Genomic DNA, 15,699 nt, shown 5'->3' with positions numbered 1-15,699 from the left:
GCTGCCCGCATCCCCACGAAAAGGAGCATCCGATGGCAGAAGGCGCAACCTACGACCCGGCGGCCGCCAGGCACCTCGTGCGCTACGGCATGGGCCTGAGCCCGCACGTGATCGTCAAGGCGCGCGGCGCCACGCTGTGGGACCAGCACGGCCGCGAGATCCTGGACTTCACCTCCGGCCAGATGTGCGCCACCATCGGCCACAACCATCCGCGCATCGTCGCGGCCATCCAGAAGGCCTGCGAGGGCGCGCTGCACCTCTACAGCGGCTTCGTCGGGCCGGCGGTGCCCGCGCTGGCCGGGCGGCTGGCGTCGATGCTGCCGCCGTCGTTGTCGAAGTCGCTTTTTCTTTCCACCGGCGGCGAGGCCAACGAGGCGGCGGTGCGCATGGCGCGGCTGACCACCGGCCGCTACGAGATCGTGGGCCTCAACGGCGGCTGGCACGGCGTGACCGGCGGCATCGCCTCGCTCACCTTCGCCGGCAGGCATCACGTGGACTACGGGCCGCGCAAGCCCGGCACCATGTCCATTCCGGCGCCCAACTGCTACCGCTGTCCGGTGCGCCACTGCCGCGATGCCTGCGACACCACCTGCCTCGACGTCGGCTTCGACATGGTCGACGCGCAATCCAGCGGCTCGCTCGCCGCCTTCATCGCCGAGCCGGTGCTCAGCTCGGGCGGCGTGATCGTGCCGCCCGGGGGCTACTTTCCCAAGCTCAAGGAGAAGTGCCGCGAGCGCGGCATGCTGCTGATCCTCGACGAGGCGCAGACCGCCTTCGGCCGCATGGGCGCCAACTTCGCCTTCGAGCAGGCCGATGTGGTGCCCGACATCCTCACCGTGTCGAAGACGCTGGGCGGCGGTGTCGCCATCGGCGCGGCCATCACCAGCGAGGCCATCGAGCAGGACTGCCACGACAAGGGCTTCGTGCATGTCACCTCGCACGTGTCCGACCCGCTGCCGGCCGAAGTGGCGCTGGCCGTGCTCGACGTGCTGGAGGAGGAAGACCTCGCCCGCCGCGCGGCCGAAATGGGCCGGCGCCTGCGCCAGGGCCTGGAGACGCTGAAGGCCCGCCACGAGGTGATCGGCGACGTGCGCGGCCACGGCTTGCTGCAGGGCGTCGAACTCGTGAAGGACCGCGAGACCCGCGAGCCCGACGCCGAGCGCGGCCGGGCCATCACCGACGCCTGCATGGAGCGCGGCCTGAGCATGAACATCGTGTCCGTCGGCGGCATGGCGGCCGTGTGGCGCATCGCGCCGCCGCTGAACGTGAGCGAGGCCGAGCTCGACCGCGGCCTCGAAATACTCGACGACGCGATCCGGTCGGTGGGCTAAGGGCCGGCTTGCGCCGCTTCTGGAGACGGAAAGGGCTGATGCACTCGGCATCTCTGCATACTTGGCACAGTGATCGGGGCCTGATTAGACTGGGCTCTGGATTTTTTGCGCCCGAAGAGGCGCGCAAGCAAGAGGAGAAGAGATGCAGAAGCTGCGGGCCCGGAAGGCCGAAATTGCAGTCGTGTTGTGCTTGGCCGCGGCCCTGTCAGGCTGTACGGCGGTAGCCACCGGCGAGTTTCAGAAGAGCACGAACACTGTCTGGGCGCCCGAGAAATTTCAACCGGTCCTGCAGGGAAGTTTTCGCAAGGACGCCCACGCGCAGATGGTGGATTGCGTCAATGATGCATTTACGAGCCCGATGGAAGACGTGCTGCTTGGACATGTTCGGCAGACCCGACGCGCGGATAACACCCGCATCGATATTGCGTTTGCCAACTCCCAGTTTCTGGTGGGCTACGTCTTCGATAACGGTGACTTCCGTGTCGATAAATCGGACTACTCAGGCGTCTTGAAGTTCGACCGCCAGATCGCCGCATCTCGCGCGTGCATCGAGCGATTCAAGGCGGCCTGAGAGTTTCCTGAAGGGGCGAAGACCAACCCCTCGGAACAACTGTTCGGCCCGGTTCGGGCGGGCCTAGCCGACCCCCAGCATCCGCTTGTTCGCCGCCACGTCCACTCCACCAGCGGCGAAGTCGTCGAAGGCGCGGTCGGCCACGCGGATGATGTGGTCGGCGATGAACTTCGCGCCCTCGCGCGCGCCGTCCTCGGGGTGCTTGATGCAGCACTCCCACTCCAGCACCGCCCAGCCCGGGAAGTCGTACTGCGCCATCTTCGAGAAGATGGCCTTGAAGTCCACTTGCCCGTCGCCCAGCGAGCGGAAGCGCCCGGCCCGGTTGATCCAGCTCTGGAAGCCGCCGTACACACCCTGCTTGCCGGTCGGATTGAACTCGGCATCCTTCACGTGGAAGATCTTGATGCGCTCGTGGTAGTGGTCGATGTAGGCCAGGTAGTCGAGCTGCTGCAGCATGAAGTGGCTCGGGTCGTACAGCAGGCAGGCGCGCGGGTGGTTGTTCACGCGCTCCAGGAACATCTCGTAGCTCACGCCGTCGTGCAGGTCTTCGCCGGGGTGGATCTCGTAGCCCACGTCCACGCCCACGGCGTCGAAGGCGTCGAGGATGGGGCGCCAGCGGCGCGCGAGCTCGTCGAAGGCTTCCTCGATCAGTCCCGGCGGGCGCGGCGGCCACGAATAGAGGTACGGCCAGGCCAGCGCGCCCGAGAAGGTCGCGTGCGCCGTGAGTCCCAGGTTGGCCGAGGCGCGGGCCGCCAGGTGCAGCTGCTCGACGGCCCACTGCTGGCGCCGCACCGGGTCGCCGCGCACCTCGGGCGCCGCGAAGCCGTCGAAGCCCGCGTCGTAGGCCGGGTGCACCGCCACCAGCTGGCCCTGCAGGTGGGTCGACAGTTCGGTGATCTGCAGGCCGTGGCCCGCCAGCGTGCCCTTCACCTCGTCGCAGTAGGTCTTGCTTTCGGCTGCCTTCTTGAGGTCGAACAGGCGGGCGTCCCAGCTCGGGATCTGCACGCCCTTGTAGCCCAGGCCGGCGGCCCAGCCGGCAATGCCGTCGAGGGTGTTGAAGGGGGCGGCGTCTCCCGCGAACTGGGCCAGGAATATGGCTGGGCCCTTGATGGTTTTCATCGGCTTGTCTTCCTTGTACGTTGGGGCAGCGTTGAAAGCATACTTGGCGTGTCGTCCGACCCCGCGCGAGAGGCCAACGAGCCAAAATGGACTTTCCTTTCCGCATCACCCGTCCGGTTGCCACCGACGACAGTCCAGCGATGACACAACCTGTTTCCGCCAGGCTCAAGATCGGCCTGTCCGCCTGCTTCTCGCATGCCGACCCGGCCCGCTCGCTCTTCACCAACAAGACCCTGCAGTACGTCGAGCAGTCGATCGCGCACTGGCTCATGTCCGCCGGCGCCATGGTCGTGATGGTGCCCTGCCCCACCGGCGAGACCGCGCGCGGCGACACCAAGCTGTCGCACTACGCCGAGTGGCTCGACGGCGTGGTGATGCACGGCGGCGCCGACGTCTGGCCCGGCAGCTACGGCGAGGTGCCACTGAAGGACGCCTGGATCGGCGACCGCATCCGCGACCTCTACGACCTCGCGCTGGTCGAAGCCTTCGAGCAGGCCGGCAAGCCCATCTTCGGCGTGTGCCGGGGGCTGCAGCTCATCAACGTGGCCTTCGGCGGCACGCTCTACCAGGACATCGAGGAGCAGCACGGCCACCCCCAGACGCTGAAGCATCGCGACCCCGTGACCTACGACCAGAACTTCCACGACATCGAGATCGTCGAGGGCACGCGGCTTTCCAAGCTTTATCCGCACGTACGCACGGCGCGCGTCAACAGCATCCATCACCAGGGCATCAAGGGGCTCGCGCCGGGCTTCGAGATCGAGGCCTGGAGCCTGCCCGACCGCGTGCCCGAGGCCATCCGCCGCCGCCCCGAGAAGGGCCGCAGCTACATCTCGGCCACCCAGTGGCACCCCGAGTTCCACAAGTACGGCAGCACCGAGACGGTGGACGACACGCCCATCCTGCACGACTTCCTCTGGGCCTGCGCCACCGCCAAGGTCGCGCCGAAGACCACGCCGCGCTCCGGCCCCGGCAAGATCCGCGACCGCGCCGCGCGGGTGCTGCGGCAGGCGCTGCTGAGAAGGCGGGGTTAGGCGGCGCGCCCCCGGGCGTTCAGCGCCACGCGGCGCGCAGCAGCGCCGCCGGATCGGAAGTGCCGGCACTGATGCCCGTCACCGGCCCCCAGTCGGGGTCGAAACGGCTCGACAGGAACGCGGCCGACTCCTGCGCGCTCGCGTGCTCCAGCATCAGGCAGGCCTGCGCGGCCAGCACCAGGCGCTGCGTGAAGCGGCGGGCCTGCTGCTCCAGCTCTTGCGGCGGCAGCTGCGTCATCTTGCGCACGGCCTGCAGCGCGTCCTGCACGCGGGGCTCGCCGGTGGCGACTTCATGCAGCTGGTCGAGCACGAGGTGCACGTCATCGGGGTTGCGCGAGACGGCGCGCAGCACGTCCAGGCACATCACGTTGCCCGAGCCTTCCCAGATCGAGTTGACGGGCGCCTCGCGGAAGAGCCGGCCCATCGGCCCTTCTTCCACATAGCCATTGCCGCCGAACACTTCCATCGCCTCGCCGGTGAGCGCCACCGCGCGCTTGCAGTTCCAGAACTTGGCGGCGGGCGTGAGCAGACGGCGCCAGGCGGTGTCCAGCGGCGCTGTCGAGCCGAAGCGCGAGGCCAGCCCCATCGCCAGCAGCGTGGCGGCCTGCGACTCGAGCGCCATGTCGGCCAGCAGCGCGGTCATCACCGGCTGGTCGGCCAGCGCCTTGCCGAAGGCGTGGCGGTTGCGCGCGTAGTGCAGCGCCTGCGCGAAGCCCTGGCGCATGAAGCCGGCGCTGGCCAGCGCGCAATCGAGCCGCGTCACGGTCGCCATCTCGATGATGGTCGGGATGCCCCGGCCCTCGTCGCCCACGAGCACGCCCCAGGCATCCTTGAACTCGACTTCGCTGCTCGAATTGGAGCGGTTGCCGACCTTGTCCTTCAGCCGCTGGATGTGCACCGCGTTCTTGCCGCCGTCGGGCCGCCACCGCGGCACGAAGAAGCACGAGGAGCCGTGCTCGTCGGTCTTCGCCAGCACCAGGTGGCCGTCGCACATCGGCGCGGAGAAGAACCACTTGTGGCCGGTGATGAGGAACTCCTCGCCCCACGGTCCGGCGCCGGCCGGCACGGCGCGCGTGGTGTTCGTGCGCACGTCGCTGCCGCCCTGCTTTTCGGTCATGCCCATGCCGACGGTGATCGAGGTCTTGCCTACGAGCGGAATGTCGCGCGCGTCGTGCTCGTTCGACGCCAGCTTGTCGCGCAGCGCGGCATACAGCGCCGCGTTGCGCCGCACCACCGGGATGCAGGCCTTGGTCATGGTGGTCGGGCAGGTCGAGCCCGACTCGATCTGGCTGTGCATGTACAGCGACGCGCCGTAGCCCACCCAGGCCGAGGGCCGCTCGTCGAAGAACGGCAGGTTGGCGATGCCGTTGCGCCGGGCGATGCCCATCATCGTGTGCCAGGCGGGGTGGAAGCTCACCTGGTCGATGCGCTCGCCGGTGCGCGAGTGGGTGTGCAGCTCGGGCTCGTGGCGGTTGGCGTCTTCCGCGGCGCGCAGCGTGGCCTCGGCGCCGTACTCCGCGCCCTGGCGCGCCAGTTCCTCGTCGCGCCATGCGGCACCGCCGCGCGCCACCGAGGCGCGCAGCGTGGGGTCGCTGGTGTAGACGTTGTAATCCTTGAGTTCGGGGACCTGGTTGTCGGGGTGGATGCCGGTGGTGGACATGCTTGTCTCTCCTTGGGTTCTGTCCGTGGGCGATTCAGGCGCCGGCGGGCCGCTCGCGCAGCACCAGTGTCTGGGTGGCGATGCCGATCGGGCCCTGCTCGTCGAAGAGGTGGGACACGACCAGGCCCGCGCCGCCGCCGTGCACCTCGGAGGCCGAGCGCAGGCCGATCCACTCGCCCTGCGGGACGCGGAACAGGTTCAGGCTCAGGTCGGCGTTGGTGAACAGGTAGCGCTCGGCCGGCAGCACCCAGCTCAGGCCGTTGCCGAAGTCGGCCGCCGCCGCGGCGCGCATGGCGGGCGAGGTGGCCGCGCCGTGCAAGAGCGGCACCGCGAGGCGGAACCATGCGGAGCAAGGGCCCGGCCGGGTCGAATCGCCCTCGGCCACGCGCGTCTCCATGGCCGTGCCGTAGAACGACGTGCCCTGTGGCAGGCCCGGAATGCGCACGCGCTCGGTGCAGTCGCGCGGCAGCGGCCGCAGCGGCTCCTGTGGCCAGCCCGGCAGGCCGGGCGGAAGCGCCAGCGACTGTCCCGCCAGCAGCAGCGCGTGCGCCCGCGCCACCAGCACCTCGCCCGCCAGCAGGTCGATGCCCACGCGCACCGTGGAGCGCGAGAGCTGCACCTGCGTGCGTGTGACGAGCGGCGCCAGCGGCACCGGCTTCACCAGCTCGAGCGTGAGCCGCGCCAGCTGCCAGCCCGGCCCCGGCGCGGCGCGCTCGGCCACGTGCACCAGCAGCGCGGCGGGCGCGCCGCCGTGCTGCGCGCGCGGGTCCCAGGGGCCGCGCGAGTGTTCGCTGGGAAGCCATGCGTCCTCGCCTTGCGAGGTGTAGACGGCGGGGCGGGATTCGTCGGAGTCGTCGGGGGCGTGGGCCATTGCAGAATGCCGTTCGATGGGTCCAAAAATTCTAGGAACAACCCGCCCGCGAGGTGTTCGGGTTCCGCCGCGCTGATGGCGACCGCCCGCGCCCCGGCCGCCGTCCCGAGGCGAAAGCCGCGCCAGTCCCGCGCGCGCCACACCTCGCAGGCGCTGCAGGAAGCCTTTGTTCGGCTTTTGGTCGAGAAGGGCTACGCCGCCATCACCATCCGCGAGATCGTGTCGGTGGCGGGCACGGGGCTCGGCAGCTTCTACGAATACTTCGCGAGCAAGGACGACCTGGCGCGCGTGTGCCTGCACCTGCGCTCCAAGGCGCTGCTGCTGGACATGCGAGCGGCCGTCGCCGCGCACGCGGGCCGGCCGCTCGCGCAGATCGTGGACGCGGTGATCGACGCGCAGCTGGAGGCGCACCGCGCGCAGCCCCTTGCCTGGGGCGCGCACTACCTGCTGGAGCGGCACCTCTCGGGCCCCGAGGCCTACCGCAAGATGTACGACCGTTTCGTGGCCGAGTGGGTGGGCGTGCTCGACGCGGCCATCGACCTGTCGCCGGACTGCCAGAAGAAGGAAGTCGCCCGCGTGTGCCAGACCATCATCTACGGCCTGTTCGCGCACCTGCACATCGGCACGGGCGGGCGGCCCGACCTGCAGGCGCTGTCACGGCAGCTGCGTGCCGCGCTGCATGGCTACCTGAAGGGCGTGGCCTGAACGAGGGTCAGCGCGGGCTGCTGCTGTTCTTGTAGCCGCTGACGCTGGCGTCGATGGTGCCGAACACCGTGACGCCGCTGCCGCTGGTTGGCGTCGCGGCCGAGGAACCGGGGTTGCCGGCGGAACCCGTGCCGGCGCAGCCCGTGGCCAGCACGCCCATTGCGATCGCGAATGCGGCTGCGATGAAAGACGACTTCAACGGAATCTCCTGGATGGTGGGGTCCGGGCCACTATAGGCCCGGCGGCCGGGACGGCCTGTAACAAACAGACCCGGCGCCGACAGGGTTGTTGACGGCGCCGACCTGCCCGGTGCCCTATTCGGCCTTGGCGCCCGAAGCCTTCACCGCAGCGCCCCACACGCCGATCTCGCTCGCCACGAAGCGGTCGAATTCGGCCGGTGTCGTCGGTGCGGGCTCGGCGCCGCGCTCGCGGATGAAGCGCGCCATCTGCTCACTCTTCAGGATGTCGGTCACCTCGCGGTTCAGGCGCTCGACGATCTCGCCCGGCGTGCCGCGCGGCGCCATGAGGCCGAGCCAGCCGACCGCCTCGAAGTTCTTCGTACCGGCCACGCCGCTTTCGCGCACCGTGGGCACGTCGGGCAGCTGCGAGGAGCGCGTGGCCGAGGTCACGGCCAGCGGCACCGCCCGGCCCGACTTGATGTGCGGCAGCGCGGCCGTCACCGAGTCGATCATCAGCGGCACCTGGTTGCCCAGGAAGTCCGACTGCGCAGGGCCGCTGCCCCGGTACGGAATGTGCGTGACGAACACATGCGCCGCCGCCTTGTACATCTCGCCCGACAGATGCTGCGTGCCGCCGATGCCGGCGCTCGCGTAGCTCAGCCGGCCGGGTTCGGCCTTGGCGCGCGCGGTGAGCTCGGCCAGCGTGCGTATGCCGCTCTCGGGCGTGGCCAGGAACACCAGCGGCACCTTGGCGACGAGCGAGATGCCGACCAGGTCCTTGCGCGGGTCGAAGCCCGGCTTGGCGTAGAGCGTCTGGTTCACCGCCATCGCGCTGCCCGCCACCACCAGCGTGTAGCCGTCGGGCTGCGAGCGCACCACGAACTCGGTGCCGATGTTGCTGCCGGCGCCGGCCTTGTTGTCGACCACCACCGGCTGGCCCAGCCGCTTGCCGAGCTGCTCGGCCAGGGCGCGGGCGAAGATGTCGGTGGCTTGCCCGGGCGGGAACGGCACCACCAGCTTGATCGGCTTGTCGGGCCACGCGGCGGCGTGCGCCGCGCCCATGCCGCCGAGCACCGCGAGGGACAGTGCCACGCTCGTGGCGAAGTGTCTGCGCAGCATGCTCAGGGCGCCGAGAGGTGCTTGCCCACGATGCCCGCGAGCTCGAACATCGTCACCTGGTCCTTGCCGAACACCGGCTTGAGCTTGGCGTCGGCGTTGATCGAGCGCTTGTCCTTGGCGTCCTGCAGGCCGTTGGCCTTGATGTAGTCCCAGAGCTTCTTCACGACTTCGGTGCGCGCGACCGGCTCGTTGCCGATCACCGCCGCGAGTGCGTCGCTGGGCTTGAGGCCCGCGCCGGTCTTGCGCGGCGCGGCGGCCTTCTTCGCGGCCGGTGCCTTCTTGGCCGCGGGCGTCTTCTTCGCCGCTGCCGTCTTCTTGGCGGCGGCGGTCTTGCCGGCGAAGGTCTTGCGCGGCGGGAACTTGCTGCCCCCCTCGCGCGGCGCGAACTCGAAGGTCACCTTGCCCTCTTCCGCGTTCCAGGTCAGGAAGGCCTTGAAGGGGCGGCGCGTGCGCATGCTCACGAACTTGTCGAGCAGGTCGGTCTTGCCGGTGGCCAGCAGCTTCTCCATCTGCGCGCGCTCCACCGGCTGCTGCAGGATGATCTTGCCGGTCTTGAAGGTGCAGCTCGGCGTGGGCTGCGAATTGGTCGGCACCGACTTCTCGCAGACGTAGTTGCTGCCGTGCTCGAACACCGGCGCGCCGCACACCGGGCAGGGGCCGACGGTGTCCTGCTCGCTGAAGTCGACGATCTCGCCGCTTTCCTCGTTCTTGTCGTCGCCGAAGTCGAACTCCAGCTTCCAGTTCTTCGCCTCCTCGTCGAACTTGATGACGATCTCGGAGGTGAACGGCCAGCCGGCCTTGGAGCGGAAGCCCTCCAGCGGGCCGATGTGCTTGTCGCGCAACAGCGCCTCGGCCTCTTCCACTTCGAAGGTGCGACCGGCGGGCGACTTGCCGAACGAGAAGCCGCAGGCGTCCTCGCCCGTGCCGCTCTTGCCGGTGCAGGCATAGCGGCGGTAGTTTTCCTTCACGACGCCGCCGCAGTTGGGGCACGGCGTGCGCAGCGTGGCGTAGTCGCCGGGCACGGTGTCGCGGTCGTATTCCTTGGCCTTCTTGACGATGTGCTGCGTCATCTCGGCGATCTCGCGCATGAAGGCGTCGCGGCTGAGCGCGCCCTTCTCCATCTGCGCGAGCTTGTATTCCCATTCGCCGGTCAACTCGGCCTTGGAGAGTTCCTCCACGCCCAGGCCGCGCAGCAGCGTCATGAGCTGGAAGGCCTTGGCCGTGGGGATGAGCTCGCGGCCCTCGCGCAGGATGTACTTCTCGGCGATCAGCCCTTCGATGGTGGCCGCGCGCGTGGCAGGCGTGCCAAGGCCCTTCTCCTGCATGGCCTCGCGCAGCTCGTCGTCGTCGATGGTCTTGCCCGCGCCTTCCATGGCGCCCAGCAGCGTGGCTTCGGAGTAGCGTGCCGGCGGGCGCGTCTTCAGGCCCTTGGTGTCGACCGACTCGGCCTTCACGATCTCGCCCGGCTTCACCGGCACGAGGCGCTTGCCGTCCTTGTCGTCTTCCTTCTCGTCGTCCTGCGCTTCCTTGCCGTAGATGGCGAGCCAGCCCGGCTTCACCAGCACCTTGCCGTCGGTGCGGAACGGGTACTTTTTGCCGCCCTGCTCCACCGTGCTGATGCGCGTGGTCACCTGGTATTCGGCGCTCGGGAAGAACACCGAGAGAAAGCGCCGCACGACGAAGTCGTAGAGCTTCTGTTCGGCCTCGCTCAGGCCGCTGGGCGCCTGCAGCGTCGGGATGATGGCGAAGTGGTCCGACACCTTCGCGTTGTCGAAGATGCGCTTGTTGGGCTTCACGTAGTTGCCGTCCACCGCCTGCTGGGCGAAGGGCGCAAGGTGCTTCATGCCGCTGTTGGCGAGCATGCCCATGGTCTGCTTGACCACCGGCAGGTAGTCCTCGGGCAGCGCGCGCGAATCGGTACGCGGGTAGGTCAGCGCCTTGTGGCGCTCGTACAGGCTCTGCGCCAGCGCCAGCGTGGTCTTGGCGCTGAAGCCGAAGCGGCTGTTGGCTTCGCGCTGCAGCGAGGTCAGGTCGAACAGCAGCGGCGAGGCCTGCGTGGTGGGCTTGCTCTCTTCGGTGACGGTGGCCGGCTTGCCGCGCGCGGCATCGGCGATGGCGCGGGCTTCCTGCTCGTTCCAGACGCGGTCGGCGCGCTGCTCGGGGTCGGGCTCGCCGTTGGGCAAGAGCGGTGCGTTCGCCTTCTTCCAGTCGGGGTTGAACCACTTGCCCGGGTACTCGCCGGCCTCGGCCGCGAAGGTGCCGTGGATTTCCCAGTAGTCGCGCGAGACGAACTTGCGGATCTGCTCCTCGCGCTCCACCACCACCGACAGCGTGGGCGTCTGCACGCGCCCCACGGTTGTGAGGAAGAAGCCGCCATCGCGCGAATTGAAGGCGGTCATGGCGCGCGTGCCGTTGATGCCCACCAGCCAGTCGGCCTCCGAGCGCGAGCGCGCGGCATCGGCCAGGCCCTGCATCTGCTTCTCGGTGCGCAGCGCGTCGAAGCCCTCGCGGATGGCCTGCGGCGTCATCGACTGCAGCCAGAGGCGCTTGACCGGCTTGTTCAGCCCCGACTTGCCGCCCGCGTACTGCTCGATCAGGCGGAAGATCAGCTCGCCCTCGCGCCCCGCGTCGCATGCGTTGATGAGCTGCTTCACGTCCTTGCGCTTGGCCTGCTTGACCACCGCGTTCAGGCGCGTCTTGGTCTTGTCGACGGGCTTCAGGTCGAAGTGCGGCGGAATCACCGGCAGGTTGGCGAAGCTCCACTTGCCGCGCTTGACGTCGAATTCCTCGGGCGCCTGGATTTCGACCAGGTGACCGACAGCGCTGGTCACGACATAGCTGTCGTTCTCGAAATGCTCGTCATGTTTGTCGAATTTCCCCGCCACCGGCGTGAGGGCGCGGACGATGTCCTGCGCCACCGACGGCTTTTCTGCGATTACCAACGTCTTCATCAACAGTTCCTAAAAAAATTCGGGCCGGCGCCGGGCCGCCCCAAGGCGGCCTGCGGCCCCCTCGGGGGGCAGCGACGGCACGCAGTGCGGGAGCGTGGGGGCCACATACAATCTGCGGCTTCCCGCGTGCGCACGCGCACACGCGCATGTGTGTGCATATTCAAACTAACAGACTTCGGCGATGCCTTCCAAATCCCCACTTCCGGCCGGTCGTGATTCGCAGGCCACCGCGCTCCCCGAGGCGGATGCGAAGTCCGCCAAGGACCGTTCCGCCGGCCGCCGCATCCAGATGCGGCGCTCCGATGTCCACGGCAACGGCGTGTTCGCCGTGCAGGACCTGGCCGAAGGCGAGACGCTGATCGAATACAAGGGCGAAGTCATCAGCTGGAAGGAGGCGCTGCGCCGCCATCCGCACGACCCGACCCAGCCGAACCACACTTTCTACTTCCACATCGACGACGGCCGCGTGATCGACGGCAACGTCAAGGGCAACGATGCACGATGGATCAACCACTCGTGCGAGCCGAACTGCGAAGCCGACGAGGTCGATGGGCGCGTTTATATCAAGGCGCTGCGCAACATCGCCGCCGGCGAGGAGCTCAACTACGACTACGGCCTGATCATCGACGAGCCGTACACGCCCAAGCTGCTTTCCGAATTTCCCTGCTGGTGCGGCTCGGAGCAGTGCCGCGGCACGCTGCTGACACCCAAGGATGAGGACGAGGAAAAGAAAAAGAAGAAGAAGGCAAAGAAAAAAGCCGAAAAGAAAAAGGCCGAGAAAAAAGAAGCGAAGAAAAAGGAAGCCAAAAAGGCCGAAAAGAAGGCTGAGGCGAAAGCGGAAAAGAAATCCGCGAAGAAAGACAAGTCCGCAAAGGACTGACCATGGACAGCAGCAGCACCGCCGACTGGTTCCAGGACCGGATCGCCGCGTCGGTCGCGCCGCTGGTGCCCGGCTTCGCGGTCGAGGCGGTGGCGGAAATAGATTCCACCAACACCGAGCTGATGCGCCGCGCGCGCGCCGGTCGCGTCGAGCCCGTGCTGCTCGTGGCCGAGCGCCAGACGGCCGGGCGCGGCCGGCTCGGGCGCCCCTGGCAGAGCGGTGCGCAGCAGGATGCGGCTGTCTCGCTGACCTTCTCGCTGGGCATGCCGCTCGCACCTGCCGACTGGTCGGGCCTGTCGCTGGCCGTCGGCGTGGCGGTGGCCGAGGGGCTCGACCCCTCGGGCGCGCACAAGATCGGCCTCAAGTGGCCCAACGACGTGTGGGTCGACGACCGCAAGCTGGTCGGCATCCTCATCGAAACCGCCCTGCCCTCCGATGGCGGCCCGGATGCGTCGCGCTATGTGGTGATCGGCATCGGCATCAACATCGGCGCGCGCGAGGGCGACGGCATGCGCACGCCGCCGGCATGGCTGCACCAGTGGCGTCCTGGAGCCAGTGCTCCCGAGGTGCTGGCCGAACTGGCCGAGCCGCTGGTGCGGACGGTGCTCGACTTCGAGGCCCGCGGCTTTGCTCCTTTCGCCGAACGTTTTGCCGCGCGCGACGTGCTGCGCGGGCGCGAGGTGGCGCTCAGCGACGGCACCGCAGGCCTGTGCGAGGGCGTGGCCTGGGGCGGCGAACTGCAGGTGCGCACCGACGCCGGCCTGCAGCTCATTTCCAGCGATGAAGTGAGCGTGCGCCCTCGCGGCATGTCTTTCTGACCGCCACCATGAAGCTGCGCCTGCTCCTCGTCGTCCTGTTGCTGGCCAATGCCGGCTACTTTCTCTGGGCGCGCGGCGATCTCGCGGGCTTCGGGCTCGCGCCGGCCAGCCTCGCGGAGCGCGAGCCGCAGCGCATGGCGCGGCAGATCCACCCCGAGTGGCTGCAGATCCGCAAGGAAGCGCCGAAGGCCGCCGCGCCGGCGCCCTGACGAACTCCCGCTGCCGTCTCAGGACGGCTGCTCGCCTTCGAATCGCACCGTGAAGAGCGCGCCCGGTGGCTGCTTGCCGGGATGCGCGTCTTCCAGCTTCACCTGCGCGCGGTGCTGGTTCGCGATCTCCAGCACGATCGGCAGGCCCAGCCCCGAGCCGTCGGCCTCGTTGCCGAGCACGCGGTAGAAGGGCTCGAACACCAGTTCGCGGTCGGCCTCGGCGATGCCGGGGCCGTTGTCCTCCACCTGCAGCAGCAGCACGTGGCCGAAGGGGTCGGCCAGCACGCGCACGGTGATCAGGCCGGGGCGCTCGGGCGTCGAGGGCGTGTAGTTGATGGCGTTGTCGACCAGGTTGCGCACCAGCTCCTTCAGCAGCGTGGGGTTGCCGTCGAACGCCACGCCCGGCGCGCCGGGCTCGACGCCGTCGTAGCCCAGGTCGATGCGCTTCTCGATGGCGCGGGGCACCGCCTCGCGCACCACCTCGATGGTCAGCTTCGCGAGGTCGCAGGGCTGGTGGTGCGCGTTGGCGCTGTTGCCCTCGGCGCGCGCCAGCGACAGCAGCTGGTTCACCGTGTGCGTGGCGCGCTTGCTCGCGCGGCCGATCTGCTTGAGCGACTGCTTCAGCTCGTCGGCGTTGGCGCCCTCGCGCTGCGCCAGGTCGGCCTGCATGCGCAGGCCCGCCAGCGGCGTCTTCAGCTGGTGCGCCGCGTCGGCCAGGAAGCGCTTCTGCGTGCCGATGGAGTCGTTGAGCTTGTCCAGCAGCTCGTTCACCGAGGACACCAGCGGCACCACTTCCAGCGGCACCGAGGATTCGTCCAGCGGGCTCAAGTCGCCCGGGCGGCGCTCGCGGATGCGCGCCTCCACCACCGACAGCGGCTTGATGCCGCGCACCAGCGCCAGCCAGATCAGCAGCACCGCCAGCGGCAGGATGGCGAACTGCGGCAGCAGCACGCCCTTGATGATCTCGGCCGCCAGCACCGACTGCTTCTCGCGCGTCTCGGCCAGCTGCAGCAGCGTGGGCGGCACGTCGTCGGTGCCGCTGGCGATCCACATCGAGGCCACGCGCACCGGCTGGCCGTGCACGTCGCTGTTGTGCAGGAAGACCTGGCCGGGCGGCAGCGGCTCGTCGAGGCCGGGCTGCGGGATGTCGCGCTCGCCGCTGAGCAGGTTGTCGTAGCCGTCGAGCAGCTGGTAGTAGACGTGGCCGGTCTCGTCGGCGCGCAGGATCTCGCGCGCCGACTGCGAGAGCACGAACTGCGCGTGTCCCTCCTTCACCGTCACCAGCTCGGCCAGCGCCTTCACGTTGTGCTCCAGCGCGCGGTCGTAGGGCGCGTTGGCGATGCCCTGCGCCACCAGCCAGGTGACGCCGATGCTCACCGGCACCAGCAGCAGCAGCGGCGTGAGCATCCAGTCGAGGATCTCGCCGAACAGGGAGCGCTGCGCGCGCTGGAACAACTTCATCGCGCCGATTCCTCTGGCGTGCCGCCGCCCGCGCGTGGCGGCTGCCGTGTGGTCGTCACTGGATCTTTTCGAGGCAGTAGCCCAGCCCGCGCACCGTCGCGATGCGCACCGGGCCCTTCTCGATCTTCTTGCGCAGCCGGTGGATGTAGACCTCGATGGCGTTGAGGCTCACCTCCTCGCCCCATTCGCACAGGCGGTCGACCAGCTGGTCCTTGCTCACCAGCCGGCCGGCGCGCTGCAGCAGCACTTCGAGCAGGCCGAGCTCGCGCGCCGAGAGTTCGATCATCTTGCCGTCGATGGTGGCCACGCGGCCGGCCTGGTCGTACACCAGCGGGCCGTGGCGGATGGTGTTGCTGGTGGCGCCCATGCCGCGCCGCGTGAGGGCGCGCACGCGTGCCTCGAGCTCCTGCAGGCTGAAGGGCTTGGCCATGTAGTCGTCGGCGCCGTGGTCGAGGCCCTTGACGCGCTCCTCCACGCTGTCGGCGGCGGTGAGCACCAGCACCGGCAGTTGCGAGCCGCGCGCGCGCAGCCGCTTGAGGATCTCGATGCCGTGCAGGCTGGGCAGCCCGAGGTCGAGGATCAGCAGGTCGAATTCGTCATGGGTCATGAGCGCGGTGTCGGCCTGCGAGCCGTTGGCCACGTGGTCGACCGCCGCGCCCGAGGTGCGCAGGCTGCGCAGCAGGGCATCGGCCAGCACCTGGTCGTCTTCGGCAATCAGAATCCGCATGCGTCACCTCCGGCCTGTTTCAGGTGTCGGGCGTCCTCGGGGCGCCGTTCACGGTTGTCTCTTC

15 protein-coding genes are annotated in these 15,699 nt (G+C 68.9%); 7 read left to right on the top strand and 8 right to left on the bottom strand.

Features of this window, described 5'->3' with window-relative positions; translation table 11 throughout:
• Positions 1-32 precede the first annotated feature (32 nt).
• Both ABL844_RS31425 and ABL844_RS31420 read left to right on the top strand, forming a co-directional pair.
• Positions 33-1,331 (top strand): aspartate aminotransferase family protein, encoded by a 1,299-nt coding sequence (locus ABL844_RS31425; protein WP_418118501.1) that lies wholly within the window; start codon positions 33-35, stop codon positions 1,329-1,331.
• Between the two features lie 142 nt (positions 1,332-1,473).
• Positions 1,474-1,902, top strand: a complete 429-nt coding sequence (locus tag ABL844_RS31420; RefSeq protein ID WP_418118500.1) for a hypothetical protein — start codon at positions 1,474-1,476, stop codon at positions 1,900-1,902.
• A 63-nt stretch (positions 1,903-1,965) separates the two neighbouring features.
• Here ABL844_RS31420 and ABL844_RS31415 read toward each other — a convergent pair whose 3' ends face one another.
• Entirely contained in the window at positions 1,966-3,021 is a 1,056-nt protein-coding gene (locus ABL844_RS31415; protein WP_418130044.1) for a sugar phosphate isomerase/epimerase family protein, read from the bottom strand.
• A gap of 140 nt (positions 3,022-3,161) precedes the next feature.
• Between ABL844_RS31415 and ABL844_RS31410 the strand changes: the two genes are divergently transcribed.
• Entirely contained in the window at positions 3,162-4,055 is an 894-nt protein-coding gene (locus tag ABL844_RS31410) for a gamma-glutamyl-gamma-aminobutyrate hydrolase family protein (protein ID WP_369660336.1), read from the top strand.
• A gap of 19 nt (positions 4,056-4,074) precedes the next feature.
• Here the strand turns inward: ABL844_RS31410 and ABL844_RS31405 are convergent, their stop codons facing one another.
• Positions 4,075-5,715, bottom strand: a complete 1,641-nt coding sequence (locus tag ABL844_RS31405) for an acyl-CoA dehydrogenase family protein (RefSeq protein ID WP_418130043.1) — start codon at positions 5,713-5,715, stop codon at positions 4,075-4,077.
• Positions 5,716-5,749: 34 nt separating this feature from the next.
• Complete coding sequence (locus ABL844_RS31400) at positions 5,750-6,586, bottom strand: thioesterase family protein (RefSeq protein WP_418130042.1); 837 nt, start codon at positions 6,584-6,586, stop codon at positions 5,750-5,752.
• A gap of 75 nt (positions 6,587-6,661) precedes the next feature.
• Here ABL844_RS31400 and ABL844_RS31395 point away from each other — a divergent pair, with 75 nt between their 5' ends.
• The gene (locus ABL844_RS31395; RefSeq protein ID WP_260319324.1) at positions 6,662-7,291 is read left to right on the top strand and encodes a TetR/AcrR family transcriptional regulator; all 630 of its coding nucleotides are present in this window, start codon (positions 6,662-6,664) and stop codon (positions 7,289-7,291) included.
• Positions 7,292-7,298: 7 nt separating this feature from the next.
• Here the strand turns inward: ABL844_RS31395 and ABL844_RS31390 are convergent, their stop codons facing one another.
• From ABL844_RS31390 to ABL844_RS31380, 3 genes are all read right to left on the bottom strand, one after another.
• Positions 7,299-7,490 carry a hypothetical protein gene (locus tag ABL844_RS31390; protein WP_184639854.1) on the bottom strand — a complete coding sequence of 64 codons (192 nt, stop codon included), beginning with the start codon at positions 7,488-7,490 and terminating at the stop codon, positions 7,299-7,301.
• A gap of 115 nt (positions 7,491-7,605) precedes the next feature.
• On the bottom strand, positions 7,606-8,589 hold the full coding sequence (locus tag ABL844_RS31385; RefSeq protein ID WP_418130041.1) for a tripartite tricarboxylate transporter substrate binding protein: 984 nt from the start codon (positions 8,587-8,589) through the stop codon (positions 7,606-7,608).
• A 2-nt stretch (positions 8,590-8,591) separates the two neighbouring features.
• Positions 8,592-11,540, bottom strand: coding sequence for a DNA topoisomerase III (locus ABL844_RS31380; protein WP_418130040.1), 2,949 nt, complete (start codon positions 11,538-11,540; stop codon positions 8,592-8,594).
• A 181-nt stretch (positions 11,541-11,721) separates the two neighbouring features.
• On the opposite strand from ABL844_RS31380, the gene ABL844_RS31375 reads away from it, so the two are divergent.
• The 3 genes from ABL844_RS31375 to ABL844_RS31365 are packed head-to-tail and all read left to right on the top strand — an operon-like array spanning position 11,722 to position 13,447.
• The gene (locus tag ABL844_RS31375; RefSeq protein ID WP_418130039.1) at positions 11,722-12,420 is read left to right on the top strand and encodes an SET domain-containing protein; all 699 of its coding nucleotides are present in this window, start codon (positions 11,722-11,724) and stop codon (positions 12,418-12,420) included.
• A 2-nt stretch (positions 12,421-12,422) separates the two neighbouring features.
• Complete coding sequence (locus ABL844_RS31370; RefSeq protein WP_418130038.1) at positions 12,423-13,238, top strand: biotin--[acetyl-CoA-carboxylase] ligase; 816 nt, start codon at positions 12,423-12,425, stop codon at positions 13,236-13,238.
• 8 nt (positions 13,239-13,246) lie between these two features.
• Entirely contained in the window at positions 13,247-13,447 is a 201-nt protein-coding gene (locus ABL844_RS31365; protein ID WP_126021022.1) for a sporulation protein, read from the top strand.
• Between the two features lie 18 nt (positions 13,448-13,465).
• Here ABL844_RS31365 and ABL844_RS31360 read toward each other — a convergent pair whose 3' ends face one another.
• On the bottom strand, positions 13,466-14,908 hold the full coding sequence (locus ABL844_RS31360) for a sensor histidine kinase N-terminal domain-containing protein (protein WP_418130037.1): 1,443 nt from the start codon (positions 14,906-14,908) through the stop codon (positions 13,466-13,468).
• Positions 14,909-14,963: 55 nt separating this feature from the next.
• Positions 14,964-15,635, bottom strand: a complete 672-nt coding sequence (locus ABL844_RS31355) for a response regulator transcription factor (protein ID WP_126021024.1) — start codon at positions 15,633-15,635, stop codon at positions 14,964-14,966.
• Between the last annotated feature and the right edge of the window lie 64 nt (positions 15,636-15,699).

The sequence above is a fragment of the Variovorax sp. 278MFTsu5.1 genome (genome assembly GCF_048305045.1).
GTDB classification, from domain to species: Bacteria; Pseudomonadota; Gammaproteobacteria; order Burkholderiales; family Burkholderiaceae_C; genus Variovorax; species Variovorax guangxiensis.
This window is presented reverse-complemented; position numbering and strand designations above follow the sequence as displayed.